Source organism: Mesorhizobium sp. WSM4810 (assembly GCF_055811235.1).
Genome location: NZ_JBVVQV010000002.1, coordinates 72934 through 92037 on the forward strand (window position 1 = coordinate 72934; position 19104 = coordinate 92037).

Below are 19104 nucleotides of genomic sequence, written 5' to 3' on the forward strand. Positions count from 1 at the left end.
GAGAACGACATTTTTTCTATCGATCGATAGCCGACAGTTATCGATGAAAGGACTACAATGTCGTTTCGTGGAACCGCCTCGGGAGGGCTCGCCATGGAGATGTTTCAGGTCCGCTACGTGCTTGCCGCCGCGAAGATGCTGAACTTCACCAAGGCCGCCACCGATTGCAATGTCTCTCAGCCGGCGCTCACCAAAGCGGTCAAGACGCTCGAGGATGAGCTTGGCGCGCCCTTGTTCCACCGCGAGGGAAAGCGCGTCCTCCTGAGTGAGTTCGGGCGCTCCATTCTGCCGCATCTTCAGCAGATCATGCAGGAGGCCCACGCAACCAGAACGCTTGCCGACAATTTCAGGCTGCTCAACCAGGTGCCGATCCGCCTCGGCGTCATGTCGACCATCGGCCATGTGAAACTCGCCCGGTTCCTCGCAAAGTTCCAGCGCGACTATCATGGCGTCGAGCTTGAAGTTAGCGAGGCGAGCGTCCAGGAACTGAAAAACAGGCTCGAGCAAGGCGATCTCGATGTTGCCGTTCTCAATCCGCTGGAGGGATTGGGAGCGGCGTTCCGCGTCCATGATCTCTACAGTGAGCGTTACGTCGTCGTATTCGCGCCGGATCATCGGCTTGCGAGCCTCAATGCAATCAAGTTGGTCGATCTCTCTCAAGAACCCTATGTCGATCGTCTGTCCTGCGAAATGCGGGACCTGGTGATGGGTGTGTGCCGGGAAAGAAACGTCAGCCTTTATGCCCGCTTTCGTTCCGAGCGCGAGGATTGGATCCAATCAATGGTGCTGGCGCGGATCGGCTTCGCCTTCATGCCTGAATATTCGGTGACATCGCCTGAACTTTTGCAGCGTCCGCTGATCGAACCCGCGGTGGCACGCACGGTGTCCCTGGCTAGCATTCCGGGCCGGCCCTATAGCCCGGCGACGGCGGCAATGGTCCGAGCTGCCCAGACGTTCGATTGGCCAGGCTAGGCGTTTAGCGCTGAGGCTTGAGCTTTGCTGATTTGAGATGCGTCAGATTCAACCTTTCGGCCGCTCGGCCCACGTGGCACTCGTCGTGCACGATCTCAAACAGAACGAGGCGGTTGAGATCAATTCTGTTCAGCATGTCGATGAAATCATATCACTGGATTCAGCATCATCGAAGTGCGATCTCCTGAGCAAGCGGAGCAGCGCTAGGCGCGCTTCGCATCGGAAACAGATGCAGGAGCCACCCGCATGCCAGTATCACGACGTTCCCTTCTCGCCGCAGCAAGCGCTGGCGTGGCATTGTCAGAAACTGCAAGATTAACGAACGCCTCGGCACAGGCTCTTGCGGAGCCTGCCATGGACCAGACGGTTTCCGATCTGGTCGAGCGTTCTGCGGAAGCAAATTCGGCGCTGATGCGCGGGGAGATAACGAAGTACTACGAGGTGATCCCACATACCGGGGACTTCCTGCTGATGTCTCCATTCGGCGGAAAGCCCACGCGGGCTTCTGAACTGACTGCGGAGCGGATCGAAGCGATGGGCCGCTTTTTCAAGAACGGGACCTTCGAGCACGAACTTCTTCAAGCCTATGGTTCCGCCGACATGGTGGTCCTCGCGATCATTGAACGCCCGCATGTCGAGGTCGGCGGTCTGCCAGCCCAGGATTGGCCGCTGCGGGTTACCTTGGTCTATCGCCGCGAAGAGGCGGAATGGCGCCTGGTGCATCGGCACGCTGACCCCCTGGTCAAGGGCGTGCGCCTGGAGCAGGCGGCGGCCCTTGCTCGCGGCGAAGCCGCGTGATGCGAAGAGTGTTGCCATCCCGGCGGAGCGCTCTGGCAGTTGGTCCAAAGCCCGCTGAAGGGTTTTCGCTTCTCGTCGATGCAAAACGTCATTTTATGGCGCCAAATGTGGCCCGATGCGCCTTGCGAGCACCTGCTGGTGCCGGTGGAGTAGATCTGCCATAGTCATGCGCCCTGCTCGCTACAGACGGTTGAAAACGGCTGAAAGCAACGCCTGAAGTCAGGGCCACGTTGCCGACCCTGGTCGCGCCTTGCGGATCCTCGAAACGCCAGGCGCGGACCCTCATTCTTCGGCCGCTTCGCCTATGCGAGCCTGACTGCCCGAAAGCCGCATAGATTGTTCAGGTGCGATGGGTCCCGTTGGATCTAGCGCGGGTGAAGGGTCACAATGGTCGGATGGAAATTTGAGGGAGAACGATCATGACCTTGCCCAGCTACGCAATGAACCAGGTAAATTTCCCGGAGGTGTACGAGCGGTGGCTCGTCGGCCCTCTCTTCCGTCCATGGGCCGAGATGGCTCTTGACGAGTTGGAATTGTCTTCGGGCGATCGCGTACTCGATATCGCTTGTGGAACAGGAATAGTGGCGCGCGTTGCAAGAGAGCGGCTCGGTGGAGCCGGATTTATCGTCGGTGTCGACGTCAGCGCGGACATGCTTGCCGTGGCGCGGGCTGTAGAGCCAGCCGTCGACTGGCGCCAGGGCAATGCCGGCGAGTTGCCTCTGCGCAGTGGTGAGACGTTCGACGTGGTCGTCTGCCAGCAAGGACTGCAGTTCTTTCCTGACAAACCCGCGGCGGCGACGCAGATGCGTCGCGCGCTGACGAAGGGTGGCAGGCTGGCAATCGCCACGTGGCGCCCGGACGACGAAATCCCGTTCTTTCGCGACCTGCGCCGCGTCGCAGAGCGCCATCTGGGCGCCATCGCCGATCAGCGGTACAGCTTCGGGGAAGCGGCTCCGCTTGAGGCGCTGCTGCGAGACGCCGGCTTCCACGAGGTCCGATCGAGGATTGTTTCGCGCACCATCCATTTCGGGGAAGGCGTACCTTTCCTGCATTTGAATACAATGGCGCTGGTCGGGATGAGTTCCTTAGCCAAGGAATTGGGTGATCAGGAACGCAAGCGCGTCGTGGACGCGATCGTGAGCGGGAGTGCGTCCGTGCTGCAGCCATACACCATCGGGTCGGGACTGGCCTTCGAGCTCAGCACCAATCTGGCGACAGCCAAAGGCTAAATGACCTCTCACCAGCGGAGAACTGGTTCGATCGAGTATTGTGCCGAGAATGGCTGCTCATTCACAATCTGCCGTTCGAGAACCGAAAGGATTGCCCGGCTGCAGTCGAGGGCAGACCACCTCAGGGAAATTTCTGCTCGCCAATCGAGAGGCTTCACAAGCAACGCATCGGCTACGCAGTCCTCGATTAAAACCAGCTTGTATTACATTTCGAATTATTTTGCCGCACTGTGGCCATTGTGCCGCCATTATCCATGACTAGTTGAATGAAGCACTGACCGTTCTTCTTGTCTTTTTCGACGTTGACGGCTCAACGTTGGAAATAGACCTGCCCCAAAATATCTGGGCGGCTAGACAAGGAACGGAGGGGGACCTGGCGTCACTCCAAAGAACATTTGAATTCTTTGCTTGCGGAGCCTTCGTCCTTTCGGGCGGACGGCCTTTGTCGAAAAGGATGGCGGGGCTTGGCCTGGCGGCGACCGTGGCAGCCATGCCATGGCCGGTCTATTCGGGAGTCCTGGTCAACGGCGTGACCGAAGCCGCGGTTGCCACTGCTGTTCCGTTCTCGGCTCTGAGTTTCCCCTCGGCCGCGCCCGAGTTCGACATCATCGATCCAGACACCATATCGACCTCTGGACGCGAGGGAGAACGCACGCTGGCCGAGGCATTGAAGGGCACCGTCTCCATCCTTTCCGAAGGCGCGGAACAGATCGTCATCGGCATGTCGATGCACGAGTTCGGCGAGTACAAGGTGTCGCAGCACATCGCCAGCGAAATCCTTCGTGCAGCCAAGGACACCCAATTTCCTGCCGATACGCTTTTTGCGATCGCCGAAAAGGAATCCTCTTTCGACATCAACAATCGCCCGTCTAAAGGGTCGGCGCTTGGTCTTATGCAATTCCTCGACCAGACATGGCTCGAGGCGGTGAAGAAGCACGGTGCAGAATTCGGCCTGGGCGACGAAGCGGAACTGATACGGACCCGCCCTGAGGGCAAACGCGAATACCATTTCGTCGAGGACAAGGCCGAAGAACAGCGCATCCTTGAATTCAGGCGCGATCCCTATCTGTCGGCGGCACTTGCGGCCAAGAACCTTCTTGCGGCCAAGCAACGCATCGAAGCTCGTCTTGAGAAGGCCATGGATGAAAGGGATCTCTACCTCCCCCATTTCCTTGGCACCAACGGGGCAGCAGCGCTCCTGTCGAATGCCGATGAGAAGCCCAATGCCACGGCCAGCACAATCTTCCCCAAGGCGGCACGCTTCAATATTGCGATCTTCAAGGCCGAGGGAAAACAGCTCACCGTCGGCCAGTTTCACCAGCGCCTGCGCTCCTTCCTGGAAGCCCGCATCGGCAAATACAGCGATGTCGAAACGCGCGTGAAACAGGCTGACCTGTCCTGGACGTCGGGTTTCGAGAATCTCGTCTACGATCTGGGCAAACGGCTGGCGATGGCAATGCGGCGGTAACCAGCCAGGTATCGGGTTTTAACCTCTAGGCGTGACCGGCGGCCAGGCTGAGATGCGCGAGGTCGATACCGATCGAAGCGAGTATCCGGTCGTATTTGCGTTCGATGTCGGTATCGAACAGAAGCTCCGCATTTGCCGGGCAGGTCAGCCAACCGTTCTCGGCGATTTCGCTTTCCAGCTGACCGGCGCCCCAGCCCGAATAGCCGAGCGCCATCAGCGCGTGCCGAGGCCCGCGGCCCGACGAAATGGCGCGCAATATGTCGACGGTCGCGGTCAGGCAAATGTCGTCGGAGACGGCCAGCGACGATTCCACCCGGTAGTCGCCCGAATGCAGGACGAAGCCGCGGCTGCGGTCCACCGGTCCGCCGTTGCGGACGACGAAGTCGCGGGCCTGCGCGGGCAAGCGGATCGCCTCCTGTTCGTTCATGATGCCGAGTTGCACGAGCAGATCCGGAAACAGCATCTGCTGTGTCTGGTTGATGACCAGGCCCATCGCGCCTTCGTCGCTGTGCGCGCAAATATAGATGACGGAGCGCGTGAAGCGGTCGTCCTTCATGCCGGGCATGGCAATCAGGAACTGGTCGTCGAGAAAGCCGCGTCCCGCAGCCATCTTCTTGTGGCGCAACAAGTCCATGAGGGGAGCGTAACGCGTTTCTGGAGCGCCGAAAAGATGCGCCGCGCGCGATTTGGACGCAGATGTGCATCCAAGCCACGCAAAGCTGTGCCCGAGGTCACACAAAGCTGTGCCCGAGGTCACGCAAATATGATAGCAGCGACGCCATGAAGTCATTGCGCAGCCATGAACGGACGCTCAAATCACCGCCATGCAAAGCTTGAAAGTCCTGCTGCTCAGCGCCGCTGTCGGATGTGGAACCGGTCTTCCCGCCGCAGCCTCCTCGTCGATCTCGTACGAAAGCGAAGGCGGCAAAGTACGCCTTGTGACCAGCGGCAAGCCCGACACAGCCGGACGCATCCATGGCGTCCTCGATATTTCGCTCAAGCCTGGCTGGAAAACCTACTGGCGCGATCCGGGCGACGCGGGCGTGCCGCCGCAAATCGATATCTCGGCCAGCACCAACATTGCCAACGCGACGTTTTCGTTTCCACCACCCCAGCGCCACGACGACGGCTCCGGCAAATGGGCCGGCTACGACCATCCGGTTTCGCTGCCGGTAACGTTCACGCTGTCGGCGCCGAACGAGCCGGCCGTCATCGTTGCCGATATCTTTCTCGGAATTTGTGAGACCATCTGCATCCCGGTGCAAACAAAGCTGACCATCGATCCGGGCTCCGATCCGGACAATGTCGAAGACGCCGCTTTGGTGAAGGCGGCGCTTGCAACGCTGCCTGCTCCCGCAAGACCCGATTTCGGCGTCAATATCCTGCCGGGCGACCGCGCGACACTGATTGTCGAGGCGAGCTTTCCGGGCAATCCCAAAGCAGCGGATTTCTTCGTCGCCGGCGAGCGGGACTACATGTTCGGCGTGCCGGCCCGCAGCGAAAAGGACGGCAAGCTGGTGTTTACCGTGCCGATCCTCGACAGACCGACGACGACGCCGACGGATGGCGGACTTTACTACACGCTGACAACTGCGGCCGGCGCCGTCGAAGGCCTGCTGCCGTTCCCTTGATCCCCAGCAAAGGATGTTCAGATCGAACATCCCTTGCTCCGGCCACCCCGACAGTTGCGGGAAACGGCTGAATTCGCTATCGCAAGGACACTCCCTCCCATTTGTCAAAACGAGGACCACGATGATGATTGCCGTTGGCGACAAGCTGCCCCAAGCGACCTTCAAGACGATGACTGCCGACAGCGCAAAAGCGATCACGACGGCCGAGATTTTCTCGGGAAAGAAGGTGGTGCTGTTCGCTGTTCCCGGCGCTTTCACGCCGACCTGCTCCAACAACCATCTGCCCGGCTTTCTGGATAATTACGACGCCATCCTGGCGCGCGGCGTCGACACCATCGCCGTCGTCGCCGTCAACGATGTTCACGTAATGGGTGCCTGGGCCCGCTTCAGCGGCGGTGAAGGCAAGATCCTCTATCTTGCCGACGGCAATGGCGATTTCGTCAAGTCGATCGGTCTCGACGCCGACCTTTCCGGCGGTGGCATGGGGCTGCGCTCGAAGCGGTTTTCGATGATCGTCGACGACGGCAAGGTCGCCGCGCTCAATGTCGAGACAAAGCCTGGCGTCGATGAATCCGGTGCTGCTCACATTCTCGGACAGCTTTCCGTTTTGGCGACAGCATAGGCCGAGGTTGCCGCGGTCCTTTGGCCTGACGATCGCGCTCGTTTCGGCAGCCGCGCGTCCAATTGGGCGTGCAAAGAACGCTGTTCGGGAATTGCCTGCTTTTAGGGGACCTCAATGATGTTTGACCACTTCTGGCGCGCTGTGGCGATCGGCATCGGCGCCACGGCGCTCATGGACCTCTGGGCGATTTTCCTGAACACGGTGTTTGCTCAGCCACGGCCGAACTGGGGACTGGTTGGTCGCTGGGTCTGGCACCTGAGGGACGGCAAGGTCTTCCATGACGATATCGGCGAGGCAGCACCCTATGCGCATGAGTCGGCGCTGGGCTGGGCCTTCCACTATTTTGTCGGCATCGTCTACGGCATCGTTCTGGCCGTTTTGGCGGGAGCGGCGTGGCTGGCCGCGCCGACCTTCCTGCCGGCCTTCATCCTCGGCATCGTCACCGTAGGCGCCGGCTGGTTCCTGCTGGCGCCCGGCATGGGCGCCGGCTGGGCCGCGTCAAAGCGCCCCAACCCGATGCAGATCCGCGCCCTCAACCTCGTATCGCATACTGTGTTCGCGCTCGGACTTTTCGGCACAGCGCTGCTGATCCGCTGAATATGGCGGACCAGACTGGTCAGTAGTCCAGACTGGTCAGTAGCCCAGACTGGTCAGTAGCTTTGGGTCGAGCGGCGCAGTTTCCTGGCTGCCGGCTGTTTGGCTTGGGTGTTTTCCCCGGCCGAAACGGGCGCGGGCCTGGCCGTCTTGTTCTTGAACGGCGCCATGCCGAGCCGCGCCAATTCGTCGGCACGCTCGTTCTCCGGATGGCCGGCATGGCCCTTGACCCAATGCCAGATCACCTGATGACGGTTGCGCGCCTCGTCGAGCGCCTGCCACAGTTCGGCATTCTTCACCGGTTGCCTGGCAGCGGTCTTCCAGCCGTTGCGCTTCCAGCCGTCGATCCAGCTGAAAATGCCGTCCTTGACATAGTTGCTGTCGGTATAAAGATCGACCGCACAGGGTTCTTTCAGCGCATTGAGCGCCGAGATGGCGGCCAAAAGTTCCATGCGGTTGTTGGTGGTAGCAGCCTCGCCGCCCGACAGTTCCTTCGTGACGCCCTTGAAGCGCAGTACAGCCCCCCAGCCGCCAGGCCCCGGATTGCCCGAACAGGCACCATCGGTAAAGATTTCGACGCGCTTGGTCATGTCAGTCCGTATTCGGAAGGAGATTTGATCGCCCGGTGGAAACGCATACGCCTGATATATTCGGTCGGATCGCGTTTCACGACCAGCCCGCCGTTGGCAATGATCAGCCAGTCGTAAAGCCGGGTCAGCATGAAGCGCAGTGCCGAGCCGCGCGCCAGCATCGGCAGCGCAGCTTTCTCTTCGCCGCTCAAGGGCCGCACGCTTTGGTAGCCGGCAAGCAGCGCCGTGCCCTTGGTCAGGTTGAAGGAAAAATCCTTCTCGAAGCACCAGGCATTGAGGCAGGTAGCGACATCATAGGCGTAGAGATCGTTGCAGGCGAAATAGAAGTCGATCAGCCCCGACAGTTTCTCGCCGAGGAAGAAGACGTTGTCGGGGAAAAGATCGGCATGGATGATGCCTTCCGGCAGGCCGTTCGGCCAGTTCCTCTCGAAATCGGCGAAATCGGCATCGACCTCGGCCGCCAGTCCCTGCTCGACCTCGTCGGCGCGAGGGCGAGAGGCGCTCCACAGCTTGCGCCAGCCATCGATGGCAAGGGCATTCGGACGGGTCATCGGAAAGTCGGCGCCGGCCAGATGCAGCGCCGCCAGCGCCTTGCCGACCTCGCCGCAGTGCGCTGATGTCGGCCGCCGCAGCGAAACGCCTTCGAGGAAGGTGATGATGACCGCCGGCCGGCCGGCAAGCGTTCCGATGACGTCGCCATCATGCGCGGTCACCGGAAGCGGGCAGGAAATGCCCTTCCTGGCGAGATGGCTCATGAGGCCGAGGAAGAACGGCAGGTCGGCCTTGTCGACGCGCTTTTCGTAGAGCGTCAGGATGTAGGAGCCGCTGGTCGTGTGCAGCAGGAAGTTCGAGTTCTCGGTGCCTTCGGCTATGCCCTTGTAGGACAGGAGATCGCCGACTGGATAGGCCTTGAGGAACGCGCCGAGCTCGCCTTCGTTGACGTCGGTGTAGACCGCCATGAACCTTACGCGGCCCCGTTGACGAAAGCCATGTCGGCGGCCGTCAGCTCGACGTCGCGCAGCACCCGCATCACCGGAAAATCCTCGGTTTCCGTCGCCGTCACCGCCAGCTCGATAGTTACGTCGAAGCGCTGCCGGAACGCATCGATGATCTCGTCGACGATGATTTCCGGTGCCGAGGCACCTGCCGAAAGACCGAGCGTCGAGATGCCGGCGATCTCGGTCCATGGAATTTCGGAGGCGCGCTGCACCAGAAGCGACATCGAGGCGCCGGCGCGTTCGGCCACTTCGACGAGACGCCGCGAATTTGAGGAGTTGGGAGCGCCGACGATCAGGAAGAGATCGGCACCCGCGGCGGTCTCCTTGACCGCTTCCTGGCGATTGGTGGTGGCGTAGCAGATCGATTCCGCTGCCGCCGCATGCAAATCGGGAAAACGATCCTTAAGCACCCGAATGATGCCGGCGGTGTCCTCGACCGACAGCGTCGTCTGGGTGACGAACCCGAGCGCCTGCGGGTCGGCGGGCACCAAATTCGCGGCGTCGGCTTCGGTCTCGATCAAGGTGACGGCGCCGTCCGGCAACTGCCCCATCGTGCCGATCACTTCCGGGTGGCCGGCATGGCCGATCAGAAGCACATGACGGCCGAGCCGCTGATGGCGCATTGCCTGCTTGTGGACCTTCGACACCAGCGGGCAGGTGGCGTCGAGATAGAAGAGGTTGCGCGCCTGGGCGTCCGCCGGCACCGACTTCGGCACGCCATGCGCCGAAAAGACGACCGGGCTCTGGCGATGCTCAGCCGGTATCTCGGAGAGCTCCTCGATGAACACCGCACCGAGGCTTTGCAGCCCCTCGACGACGTAGCGATTATGCACGATCTCGTGGCGAACATAGACCGGCGCGCCGTATTTCTTCAGCGCCAGCACGACGATCTGGATGGCGCGGTCGACGCCGGCGCAGAAGCCGCGCGGCTGGCAGAGCCTTATCGTCAGCGGTGGCTTTGTCGTCGTGTGAAGCATGATTCCCGGCCGGTTGGTCGTAGCGTGAACTCAAGTCTTGAACTCAAGGCGCGAAATGAGGTGCGCACCCCTGCCCTGTCAAGGGCACCAGTGCTGATCATTCTTCTTTCGCCGGGCGGCGAAGCCTGAAGATGAGGACGCCGGCAAGGGCAGCGGCAAGGCCGTACCAGGTTACGGCGTATTGCAGATGGCTGTTCGGCAGCTCGATGATTGTAACGCCGCCGACCGGCAGCCCGCCCGGGTTCGGCGTGGCGTCCGCGTCGATAAAGAATGGCACCAGCCCCGCACCTGCCGGCAGACCGGCGCTGGCCGCCATGGCGTCGCGATCCTTCCAGTAGAAGATGTTTTTCTGCGGATCATTGTCGGGAAGCATCATCGAGGGCTTTGCCGGCAGCGGATTGCGGGCGAGCCCCGTCACCGTCACTTGGCCCGCACCCTGGCTTTGCGGACGCTTGGCTGCGTCCTTGAGATCGTACGGCACGAAGCCGCGATTGATCAGAACGAAGCGCCCGTCCTCCAGATGCAAGGGCGTGAAGACATCGAAACCGGACTGGCCTTCCCAGGTCGCGAAGAAATGTCGCTCGCCTTGATGCAGGAACGTGCCTGATGCCGTCACCGGCGTGTAATCCACATCGCCGCTGGCGGCAAACCGCTTTTCGACCTCGGCCAACGGCACGGGCGCTGAGTGCGTGCGCCGGTCGATGGTCTGGAGAAGACCCTCTTTCCAGTACAGGCGCTGGAGCTGCCAGGTGCCGAGCGCCAGCAGGATGAAGAACAGCACGAGGCCGAGGCCAAGCAGCAATGCCGTCTTCGGCCGCGAACGGCCCGCAATCGAAGCGGATGTCGTGCTCATTCGCCGAGGTCCAGCCTGCCCTCTGCCGCCTTGTTGCGGTATTGCAGCGTCAGGAGCACGCCCTTGATCAGCCTGAGCGCGCCCAGGCAAAGCACCAGCGTCAGCGGTATCCACAGCAGGAAATGCAGCCAGAGCGGCGGGCTGAGCGTCACCTCCATCCACAGCGCCAGCCCGACTACGATGAAGCCGATGATCAGGATGACGAACACCGCCGGACCGTCGCCGGCATCGGCGTAGGAATAGTCGAGGCCGCAATTGGCGCAGCGTTCGCCGACGGTGAGGAAGCCGGAAAACAGCCGGCCCTCGCCGCAGCGCGGGCAGCGGCCGTGCAGGCCAGCCGAAATCGGATCGATTGCTGGCCAGATCGCCTTGTCGTCGCTCATTGCGATACTTTAGTGCCCTTCACCCCAAAAGGTAAGGCGGCCACGTCGCCGCAGCCGCCTCATCGATTTCCTCAGGAAGATTTCAGTGGCCTTCGATGACCGCGCCGCTCGAGGCCCAGACATAGATCGACGCGAACAGGAACAGCCAGACTACGTCGACGAAGTGCCAGTACCAGGCGGCGGCCTCGAAGCCGAAATGGTGCTTGGGCGTGAAGTCGCCCTTCATCGCGCGGACCAGGCAGACCAGCAGGAAGATGGTGCCGATGATGACGTGGAAGCCGTGGAAGCCGGTCGCCATGAAGAAAGTGGCGCCGTAGATCGAATCCCTGAAGCCGAACGGCGCGTGCATGTATTCGTAAGCCTGCACCATGGTGAACAGGATGCCGAGACCGACGGTCAGCACCAGGCCGTTGATCAGCCCCTTGCGGTCGCCATGAAGCAGCGCGTGGTGCGCCCAGGTCACCGTAGTGCCCGACAGAAGCAGGATGACGGTGTTGTAGAGCGGCAGGTGGAAGGGGTCGAGGACCTCAACGCCCTTCGGCGGCCAGACACCGCCGGTGAAGGTGGCGCGGGCATATTGCTGTGCCTCGCCGGGAAACAGGCTGGCGTCGAAGAAAGCCCAGAACCAGGCGACGAAGAACATCACCTCGGAAGCGATGAACATGATCATGCCGTAGCGCAGATGCAGCGACACAACACGCGTGTGGTGGCCTTCATGCGCTTCCCTGATGGTATCCGACCACCAGGCGTACATGGTGTAGATGACGATCAAGAGGCCGATGAAGAACAGCCACGGATTGGCGATGTTGAAGCCGAAGATCGGGAAATCGCCGCCCTTGAGATACTGCATGTAACAGACGCCGCCGATCGCGGTGACCAACGCGCCGACCGAGCCGAGGAATGGCCACGGGCTCGGGTCGACGAGGTGGTAGTCATGTTGTGGTTTTGCGTGCGCGTCTGCCATATCAACCCCCGAGGCTTCGTTCGGTATGTGAAACTTTGTTGCTTGTGCCTTCGGCCGGCACTGTCGACGCCACCGGCTTGGTCTTCTCGTTCTTCTCGACCGGGAACATCGTGTAGGACAGGGTAATCGTCTTCAGGTCCTTCAATTCCGGCGCATTGACGATGTCGGGATCTACATAGAACACGATCGGCATGTCCAGCGTCTCGCCAGGCTTCAGCGTCGTATCGGTAAAGCAGAAACACTCAACCTTGTTGAAGTAAGACCCCGCAAATTCCGGCTGCACATTAAAGGTCGCGCGGGCCGTCGTGGCGCGGACGAACTTGTTGGTCGCGCTATAATGCGCCTGCGCCGTCTCGCCTATCTTGATGGTGACGGAGCGGGCGACCGGCTCGAACTGCCAGGGCACGCCGGCCGTGTTGGCGTCGAAACGGATGGTGATATCGCGGTCGAGCACCCGGTCGGCATATTGGTGCGTTGCGCGTTTCACAGTGCCGCCGTAACCGGTCGCCTGGCAGAACATCGCGTAGAGCGGCACCGCGGCATAGGCCATCCCGATCATGCCGCCGAAAAAGGCGATGCAGACGCCGGCGACGACGCGGTTGGTGTTCTTCTTTTGAGGATTGGTCACTGTTTGGCGGTTCATCTTGAGCCTCACATCGTTCCGGTGAGGTTGTGACCGAATTTCACGACGGTCGCGATGTAGAAGATGACGACAAGCACCGCCAGCGCCAGGCCGATGGCTACCGAGCGGTTGCGCCGGGCCTTCTGCTGGCGCTCCGTCAGCGTGACGAGTTCAAGCTTCTTGTCGGCCATGGTCATGCTCCGCCCGTGGCGAGCGCGCGCCCGACAACGCAGTCGGCAAGGTAGATGGCGAAGATGGCGAAGAGGTAGAGCAGCGAGTAGCCGAACAATGCCTTGGCTGGCTTCATCACATGGTCGTCATCCGCCATCCGCAGCACCTGCCACGCATACCAGACGAAGCCGGCGCCAAGCAGCACCGCAAGGACGCCATAGACGGGTGTGGTGAAGCCGAGCGCCCATGGCAGCACGCCAACCGGCGCAAGGATCAGCGCATAGGCGAAGATCTGGCGTCGGGTCGAAGCCTGGCCGGCGACATTCGGCATCATCGGGATGCCGGCCCTGGCATAGTCCTCGGACTTGAAGAGGGCGAGCGCCCAGAAATGCGGCGGCGTCCACAGGAAGATGATCAGGAACAGGACGACGCTTTCCAGGCTGACGGTTCCGGTCACCGCGGCCCAGCCGATCACCGGCGGAATGGCGCCGGCAGCACCGCCGATGACGATGTTCTGCGGGGTCCAGCGCTTCAGCCACATCGTGTAGACGACGGCATAGAAGAAGATGGTGAAGGCCAGGAGCGTCGCCGACAACCAATTGACCAGCACGCCGAGCGTCATCACCGACAGCACCGACAGCACCAGGCCGAAACTCAGCGCCTCGCCTGGCCGGATGCGGCCGGCCGGCACCGGACGGCTGGCGGTCCTGGTCATCACCGCATCGATATCGGCGTCATACCACATGTTGAGCGCGCCGGACGCGCCAGCACCAATGGCAATAGCCAGGATCGCGATCACCGCCAGAAGCGGATTGATGGCCACAGGTGCCGCGACCAGGCCGACAAAGGCGGTGAACACCACCAGCGACATGACGCGCGGCTTCAACAGTGCGAAGAAATCGCCCGCCGTCGCTTCCGACATGCGAAAGCCCGGTTCGTCAGTCAAGGTGTCGTCGACAAGGGCCATGCGTACTTAAAGTCCATCATTCCGTTGGCCAAAACCGCCGGGCGAACCGGCGATTCAGTATTCGCCCAGGCAGAAGCCTATTTGATCTTCGGCAGCTGTTCCCACTGGTGGAAGGGCGGCGGCGAAGGCAGCTGCCATTCAAGCGTCGTCGCACCCTCGCCCCATGGATTGGCGCCGGCCACCCGCTTCTTCTGGAAGGCCTCGAACACGCCATAGAGGAAGATGACCACGCCGACGGCCGAAATATACGAGCCGTAGGACGACACCATGTTCCAGCCGGCAAACGCATCCGGATAGTCGATGTAGCGGCGCGGCATGCCTGAAAGTCCGAGGAAATGCTGCGGGAAGAAGACGAGGTTGACGCCGACGAAGGTAACCCAGAAGTGGGTATTGGCGATGACAGGCGAATACATGTAGCCGGTCATCTTCGGGAACCAGTAGTACCAGCCGGCGAAGATGGCAAAGACCGCGCCCAGCGACAGCACATAATGGAAATGCGCGACCACGTAATAGGTGTCGTGCAGCGGGCGGTCGAGACCGGCATTGGCAAGCTGGACGCCGGTAACGCCGCCGACGGTGAACAGGAAGATGAAGCCAATCGCCCACAGCATCGGGGTCTTGAGCGAAATCGACCCGCCCCACATGGTGGCGATCCACGAGAATATCTTCACGCCCGTCGGCACCGCGATAACCATCGTGGCGAAGACGAAATAGCGCTGCGTGTCGAGCGACAGGCCGGTCGTGTACATGTGGTGCGCCCAGACGATGAAGCCGACCGCCCCGATCGCGACCATGGCATAGGCCATGCCGAGATAGCCGAAGATAGGCTTCCTGGAGAAGGTCGAGACGATGTGGCTGACGATGCCGAAGCCCGGCAGGATCAGGATGTAGACTTCCGGGTGCCCGAAAAACCAGAACAGGTGCTGGAACAGGATCGGGTCGCCGCCGCCGTCGGGCGCGAAGAAGGTGGTGCCAAAATTGCGATCGGTCAAAAGCATGGTGATGCCGCCGGCCAGAACCGGAAGCGACAGCAGCAGCAGGAAAGCGGTGATCAGCACCGACCAGGCGAACAGCGGCATCTTGTGCAGCGTCATGCCAGGCGCGCGCATGTTGAAGATGGTGGTGATGAAATTGATGGCGCCGAGGATCGATGAGGCGCCGGCGATGTGCAGCGACAGGATCGCAAGATCCATCGCCGGTCCGGGCTGGCCCGAGGTCGATAGCGGCGGATAGATCGTCCAGCCGCCGCCGACGCCGTAGGCGCCAGGCGCGCTCGGCACGAAGGCCGAGATGATCAGAAGGATGAAAGCCGGTGGCAGCAACCAGAACGAGACGTTATTCATGCGCGGGAATGCCATGTCCGGCGCGCCGATCATGATCGGCACCATCCAGTTGGCGAAGCCGCCGATCAACGCCGGCATGACCATGAAGAAGATCATGATCAGCGCATGGGCGGTGGTGAAGGCATTGTACATGTTCTTGCCGCCGTCGAGCGCAGCGTCGGCGTTCAAGCCGTAGACCATCTGCGCCAGGCCGGTGAAAATCTGGATCCCAGGCTCCTGCAGTTCCATACGCATGACGACCGAAAGGGCACCGCCGACGCAGCCGGCCATGATCGCGAAGATCAGGTAGAGTGTGCCGATATCCTTGTGGTTGGTCGAATACACCCACCGCACCCAGCCATGATACGGCTTGTGGTCGTGGTCGTGAGCTGCAGCGTCTGCCATGTTCGGCTCCGTTCCCTGATCTTTTCTGGTCGCGGCATCAGTTGCCGGCGGCCGCTACCTTGTCTTTGCCGTCGACCTCGGCCATCAGCGCCTTGTTGGCGCCGGGAAGGTCGGTGCCGGCTGCTGCCAGCCAGGTCTTGTACTGGGCGTCGGAGACGACGCGGATCGCGATCGGCATGAAGGCGTGGTCCTTACCGCAGAGCTCCGAGCACTGGCCGTAATAGAGGCCTTCCTTTTCCGCCTTGAACCAGACCTCGTTGATGCGACCCGGAACCGCGTCGGTCTTGATGCCGAAGGACGGCATGGCAAAGGCGTGGATCACGTCTGCCGCCGTCACCAGCACCCGGGTCATGGTGTTGACCGGCACCACCATCTCGTTGTCGACGGCGAGCAGGCGCGGATAAGCGCCGCGGTCCTCCTTGCCGGCCGCGGCGCGGTCAGAATCCGCCAGGATCGCCGAGTTGAAGGAAAGCGTGTTTTCGGTCTGGTATTCGTAATCCCAGTTCCACTGGTTTCCCGTCGCCTTGACGGTCAGCTTGGCTTCCTCCGGCGGCGTGTATTGCGCAGTCAAGAGCTGGAACGAGGGGATGGCGAGCAAGAGCAGGACGACGACCGGCCCGACCGTCCAGATTACCTCAATCAGCGTGTTGTGGCTGGTGCGCGACGGGGTCGGGTTGACGCTCGCGCGAAACTTCAGGATGCAATAGGCGATGAGAAAGAGCACAAAGAGGGTGATCGGCACGATGAACCACAGCGTATAGTGCTCGAACCGGGCGATCTGCCGCATCATGTCGGTGGCTGCGGGCTGGAAGGTCATCTCCCACGGCGCAGGCTGGGCCGCATGGGCGGATGCACCGGTGAACAGTGTGGCGGCAGCGCTTGCCAGGAGTTTGGCGCCTGCTAGGAATTTTCTCATTGCCGTCATTATCTCCCAGTTCCTCGCGATCGGACCGCAAGAATATCGAACAACGCCGGGACGGGAATCCCGGATAGTCCCGAGGCTGGTTCAAACCATACTCTATTTGCCTCTGCAAGAAAGGAGCGGGGGAAACCGTGCGGCATTTTTGCGCGCAAGCGCGGCTGCGCCTTGTGGCGGCGGCCGCGGCGGTGTCGGACCCGCGAACGCCCGAGCGGCGGAGTGTCTCGGCAAAATGCGCCGGGCCGTCGCAATTCGGGCGAATTTGGCACGGAAAAGCGCACAATTGCCTTGGTCGAGGCAGGCCGGCAGTGGTCTCATCCTTTACTTGCCCTTGGCGCAGCTTAAAGTGCCGTGATTCGCAATGGAGCCGTCATGAACTCTTGGCTTTGGGGACTTGGGCTTTCGAGACTTGGGCTTTCGAGAAGCTTGTCGAACGTCATCCTTCTCGCTGCCGTGTCTTGCGTTGGCCTTGCTGGGATCGGCCTGTCCTATGTTGGCTCGTTTGGCCTCAGCCAGGCCAATGCCGCGCAGCCAAGCGGCAAGGTGCGGACGACGCATGGCGCATGGTCGATCATCTGCGACACGCCGGCTGGCGCCACATCGGAACAATGCGTGATGATGCAGAACGTCGTCGCCGAAGACCGTCCCGAGATGGGGCTTTCCGTCGTCGTGCTGCGCACCGCCGACAACAAGGCCGAAATCCTGCGCGTGCTGGCGCCGCTCGGCGTGCTGCTGCCCAACGGGCTCGGCCTCAATGTCGACGGCAAGGATATCGGCCGGGCCTATTTCGTGCGTTGCTTCCAGGACGGCTGCTATGCCGAGGTCATTCTCGAAAAGCCGTTGCTCGATACGCTGAAGACCGGAACGTCGGCCACCTTCATCGTCTTCCAGACGCCGGAGGAAGGTATCGGCATTCCGGTCGAGCTCAAGGGTTTCGCCGACGGTTTCGCCGCCCTGCCTTGAGGCGGGGCGAGAGGCCCAAAACCCTGCTGACGAAAATGAGATTGTGACCGCCTTTGGCTACAGCGCCGCGCGTCCAAGGACGCGCAAAGGACGCTGTAGCGCTTCGATTTTGCGCATAATCCTTTCCGAAAATCGATCCCGATTTTTGGGTCATGCACAGACAATGGTCATTGCCGATTGTCTGGACGCACCTTCGCGCCTACATCGTGAGGACAATCTCTTTCCACGGATGGACCGCGCCATGAACAGCCTGATCGGCCAATTCGACATTTCCGACGATCGCATCAAGCAGATCGTCGCCGAGACCATCAACGGCGCCGACGACGGCGAGTTGTTCCTCGAATACAGCGAGAGCGAAGCGCTGATGTTCGACAATGGCCGGCTGAAGACCGCCAATTTCAACACAGACCAAGGCTTTGGCCTGCGCGCGGTCGCCGGCGAAGCGAGCGGCTACGCGCATTCCAGCGATCTTTCGGAAGCGTCGCTGCTGCGCGCGGCCGACGCTGTCTCGACCGTCAAGAGCGGCTATTCCGGCACGCTTGCTGCGGCTCCCACCCGTACCAACCGCCATCTCTATGGCGATGAGAACCCGATCCCCTCGCCCTCCTTCGAGGCCAAGGCCAAGCTCCTTCAGGAAATCGATGCGTGGCTGCGAGGCGAGGATCCGCGCGTGCGGCAGGTGACGGCGTCGCTCGCCGCCTCCTGGCAGCATGTCGAGATCGTGCGTGCCGACGGCCAGATGGTGCGCGACATCCGCCCGCTGGTCAGGATCAATGTGTCGGTGGTGGTCGGCGACGGCGATCGCCAGGAGAGCGGCTCCTACGGCATGGGCGGACGCAAAGGGTTTGGCGAATTCCTGGTCGAGGAGAGCTGGAAGCACGCCGCCAAGGAAGCGCTGCGGCAAGCGCTGGTCAACCTCGAGGCCATCCCGGCGCCGGCCGGGACGTTCGACATCGTGCTGTCCAGCGGCTGGCCGGGCGTCATGCTGCACGAGGCCGTCGGCCACGGGCTGGAAGGCGACTTCAACCGCAAGAAGACATCGGCCTTCGCCGGGCTGATGGGCCAGCAGGTGGCCGCCAAGGGCGTCACAGTCGTCGACGACGGCACCATGGCCGAGCGGCGCGGCTCGCTGACCGTCGATGACGAAGGCACGCCGTCGGCCCGCAACGTGCTGATCGATGACGGCAAGCTTGTCGGCTATATGCAGGATCGCCAGAACGCCCGGCTGATGGGCATGAACGCCACCGGCAACGGACGGCGCGAAGGCTACGCGCACCAGCCGATGCCGCGCATGACCAACACCTGTATGACGTCAGGCGACATGGAGCCGGACGAAATCATCGCCTCGGTCAAGAACGGCATCTATGCCGTCTCCTTCGGCGGCGGCCAGGTCGACATCACCTCGGGAAAATTCGTGTTTGGCTGCACCGAGGCCTACATGATCGAGGACGGCAAGGTGACGCAGCCGGTCAAGGGCGCCATGCTGATCGGCAATGGGCCGGATGCCATGCATCGGGTTGCGATGATCGGCAACGACATGAAGCTCGACACCGGCATCGGCATGTGCGGCAAGGCCGGCCAGGGCGTGCCGGTCGGCGTTGGCCAGCCGCACCTCAGGATGAACCAGATGACGGTTGGCGGAACGCGGGTTTGATA

General features: G+C 61.6%; 21 protein-coding genes and 1 pseudogene. 9 read left to right on the forward strand and 13 right to left on the reverse strand.

The genetic code is table 11. The features are described from left to right. The first annotated feature begins 93 nt into the window (after positions 1–93). Positions 94–972: a LysR family transcriptional regulator gene (locus AC0L3O_RS03075; protein ID WP_473614780.1), complete on the forward strand. Its 879-nt coding sequence runs from the start codon at positions 94–96 to the stop codon at positions 970–972. Between the two features lie 40 nt (positions 973–1012). Here AC0L3O_RS03075 and AC0L3O_RS03080 read toward each other — a convergent pair. Then, positions 1013–1108, reverse strand: a pseudogene (locus AC0L3O_RS03080) (LysR family transcriptional regulator); the annotation flags it as partial. 218 nt (positions 1109–1326) lie between these two features. Here AC0L3O_RS03080 and AC0L3O_RS03085 point away from each other — a divergent pair. The 3 genes from AC0L3O_RS03085 (at position 1327) to AC0L3O_RS03095 (ending at position 4467) form a co-directional block, all read left to right on the forward strand. Next, entirely contained in the window at positions 1327–1770 is a 444-nt protein-coding gene (locus AC0L3O_RS03085; protein ID WP_473614781.1) for a nuclear transport factor 2 family protein, read from the forward strand. Positions 1771–2189: 419 nt separating this feature from the next. After that, entirely contained in the window at positions 2190–2999 is an 810-nt protein-coding gene (locus tag AC0L3O_RS03090; protein ID WP_473614783.1) for a class I SAM-dependent methyltransferase, read from the forward strand. A gap of 442 nt (positions 3000–3441) precedes the next feature. Continuing rightward, on the forward strand, positions 3442–4467 hold the full coding sequence (locus AC0L3O_RS03095; protein WP_287209644.1) for a transglycosylase SLT domain-containing protein: 1026 nt from the start codon (positions 3442–3444) through the stop codon (positions 4465–4467). 25 nt (positions 4468–4492) lie between these two features. On the opposite strand, the gene AC0L3O_RS03100 is transcribed toward AC0L3O_RS03095, so the two are convergent. Further along, on the reverse strand, positions 4493–5101 hold the full coding sequence (locus AC0L3O_RS03100) for a YqgE/AlgH family protein (protein WP_023799312.1): 609 nt from the start codon (positions 5099–5101) through the stop codon (positions 4493–4495). 190 nt (positions 5102–5291) lie between these two features. Between AC0L3O_RS03100 and AC0L3O_RS03105 the strand changes: the two genes are divergently transcribed. The 3 genes from AC0L3O_RS03105 (at position 5292) to AC0L3O_RS03115 (ending at position 7317) form a co-directional block, all read left to right on the forward strand. Next, positions 5292–6098: a protein-disulfide reductase DsbD domain-containing protein gene (locus AC0L3O_RS03105; RefSeq protein ID WP_473614784.1), complete on the forward strand. Its 807-nt coding sequence runs from the start codon at positions 5292–5294 to the stop codon at positions 6096–6098. A 121-nt stretch (positions 6099–6219) separates the two neighbouring features. Next, complete coding sequence (locus AC0L3O_RS03110) at positions 6220–6720, forward strand: peroxiredoxin (RefSeq protein WP_027152367.1); 501 nt, start codon at positions 6220–6222, stop codon at positions 6718–6720. 117 nt (positions 6721–6837) lie between these two features. After that, a complete protein-coding gene (locus tag AC0L3O_RS03115) occupies positions 6838–7317 on the forward strand; it encodes a DUF2938 domain-containing protein (protein ID WP_091596173.1) in 480 nt (159 codons plus the stop codon). A gap of 53 nt (positions 7318–7370) precedes the next feature. Here AC0L3O_RS03115 and rnhA read toward each other — a convergent pair whose 3' ends face one another. From rnhA to coxB, 11 genes are all read right to left on the reverse strand, one after another. Continuing rightward, entirely contained in the window at positions 7371–7904 is a 534-nt protein-coding gene (rnhA, locus tag AC0L3O_RS03120) for a ribonuclease HI (protein WP_023799316.1), read from the reverse strand. After that, positions 7901–8863 carry a homoserine kinase gene (locus AC0L3O_RS03125; RefSeq protein ID WP_473614786.1) on the reverse strand — a complete coding sequence of 321 codons (963 nt, stop codon included), beginning with the start codon at positions 8861–8863 and terminating at the stop codon, positions 7901–7903. Before AC0L3O_RS03125 ends, rnhA begins: the two co-directional genes overlap by 4 nt. A gap of 5 nt (positions 8864–8868) precedes the next feature. After that, complete coding sequence (gene ispH / locus AC0L3O_RS03130; RefSeq protein ID WP_027152363.1) at positions 8869–9879, reverse strand: 4-hydroxy-3-methylbut-2-enyl diphosphate reductase; 1011 nt, start codon at positions 9877–9879, stop codon at positions 8869–8871. 97 nt (positions 9880–9976) lie between these two features. Further along, the gene (locus tag AC0L3O_RS03135; RefSeq protein WP_473614787.1) at positions 9977–10732 is read right to left on the reverse strand and encodes an SURF1 family protein; all 756 of its coding nucleotides are present in this window, start codon (positions 10730–10732) and stop codon (positions 9977–9979) included. Further along, positions 10729–11115, reverse strand: a complete 387-nt coding sequence (locus AC0L3O_RS03140) for a DUF983 domain-containing protein (RefSeq protein ID WP_023799320.1) — start codon at positions 11113–11115, stop codon at positions 10729–10731. The genes AC0L3O_RS03135 and AC0L3O_RS03140 overlap by 4 nt, the downstream gene beginning before the upstream one ends. Before the next feature lie 82 nt (positions 11116–11197). Continuing rightward, positions 11198–12079: a cytochrome c oxidase subunit 3 gene (locus AC0L3O_RS03145; protein WP_027152361.1), complete on the reverse strand. Its 882-nt coding sequence runs from the start codon at positions 12077–12079 to the stop codon at positions 11198–11200. A 1-nt stretch (position 12080) separates the two neighbouring features. After that, the gene (locus AC0L3O_RS03150) at positions 12081–12722 is read right to left on the reverse strand and encodes a cytochrome c oxidase assembly protein (protein WP_473614788.1); all 642 of its coding nucleotides are present in this window, start codon (positions 12720–12722) and stop codon (positions 12081–12083) included. A gap of 8 nt (positions 12723–12730) precedes the next feature. Beyond that, on the reverse strand, positions 12731–12892 hold the full coding sequence (locus AC0L3O_RS03155; protein WP_077381685.1) for a hypothetical protein: 162 nt from the start codon (positions 12890–12892) through the stop codon (positions 12731–12733). Positions 12893–12894: 2 nt separating this feature from the next. Then, positions 12895–13839: a heme o synthase gene (locus tag AC0L3O_RS03160; protein ID WP_023799324.1), complete on the reverse strand. Its 945-nt coding sequence runs from the start codon at positions 13837–13839 to the stop codon at positions 12895–12897. A 77-nt stretch (positions 13840–13916) separates the two neighbouring features. Beyond that, the gene (ctaD, locus tag AC0L3O_RS03165; protein WP_023799325.1) at positions 13917–15566 is read right to left on the reverse strand and encodes a cytochrome c oxidase subunit I; all 1650 of its coding nucleotides are present in this window, start codon (positions 15564–15566) and stop codon (positions 13917–13919) included. A gap of 37 nt (positions 15567–15603) precedes the next feature. Further along, entirely contained in the window at positions 15604–16482 is an 879-nt protein-coding gene (gene coxB, locus AC0L3O_RS03170) for a cytochrome c oxidase subunit II (RefSeq protein ID WP_236387989.1), read from the reverse strand. 375 nt (positions 16483–16857) lie between these two features. Between coxB and AC0L3O_RS03175 the strand changes: the two genes are divergently transcribed. Continuing rightward, entirely contained in the window at positions 16858–17448 is a 591-nt protein-coding gene (locus AC0L3O_RS03175) for an invasion associated locus B family protein (RefSeq protein WP_473533882.1), read from the forward strand. A gap of 241 nt (positions 17449–17689) precedes the next feature. Then, positions 17690–19102 (forward strand): metalloprotease TldD, encoded by a 1413-nt coding sequence (gene tldD / locus AC0L3O_RS03180; RefSeq protein WP_473614790.1) that lies wholly within the window; start codon positions 17690–17692, stop codon positions 19100–19102. Positions 19103–19104 lie beyond the last annotated feature (2 nt).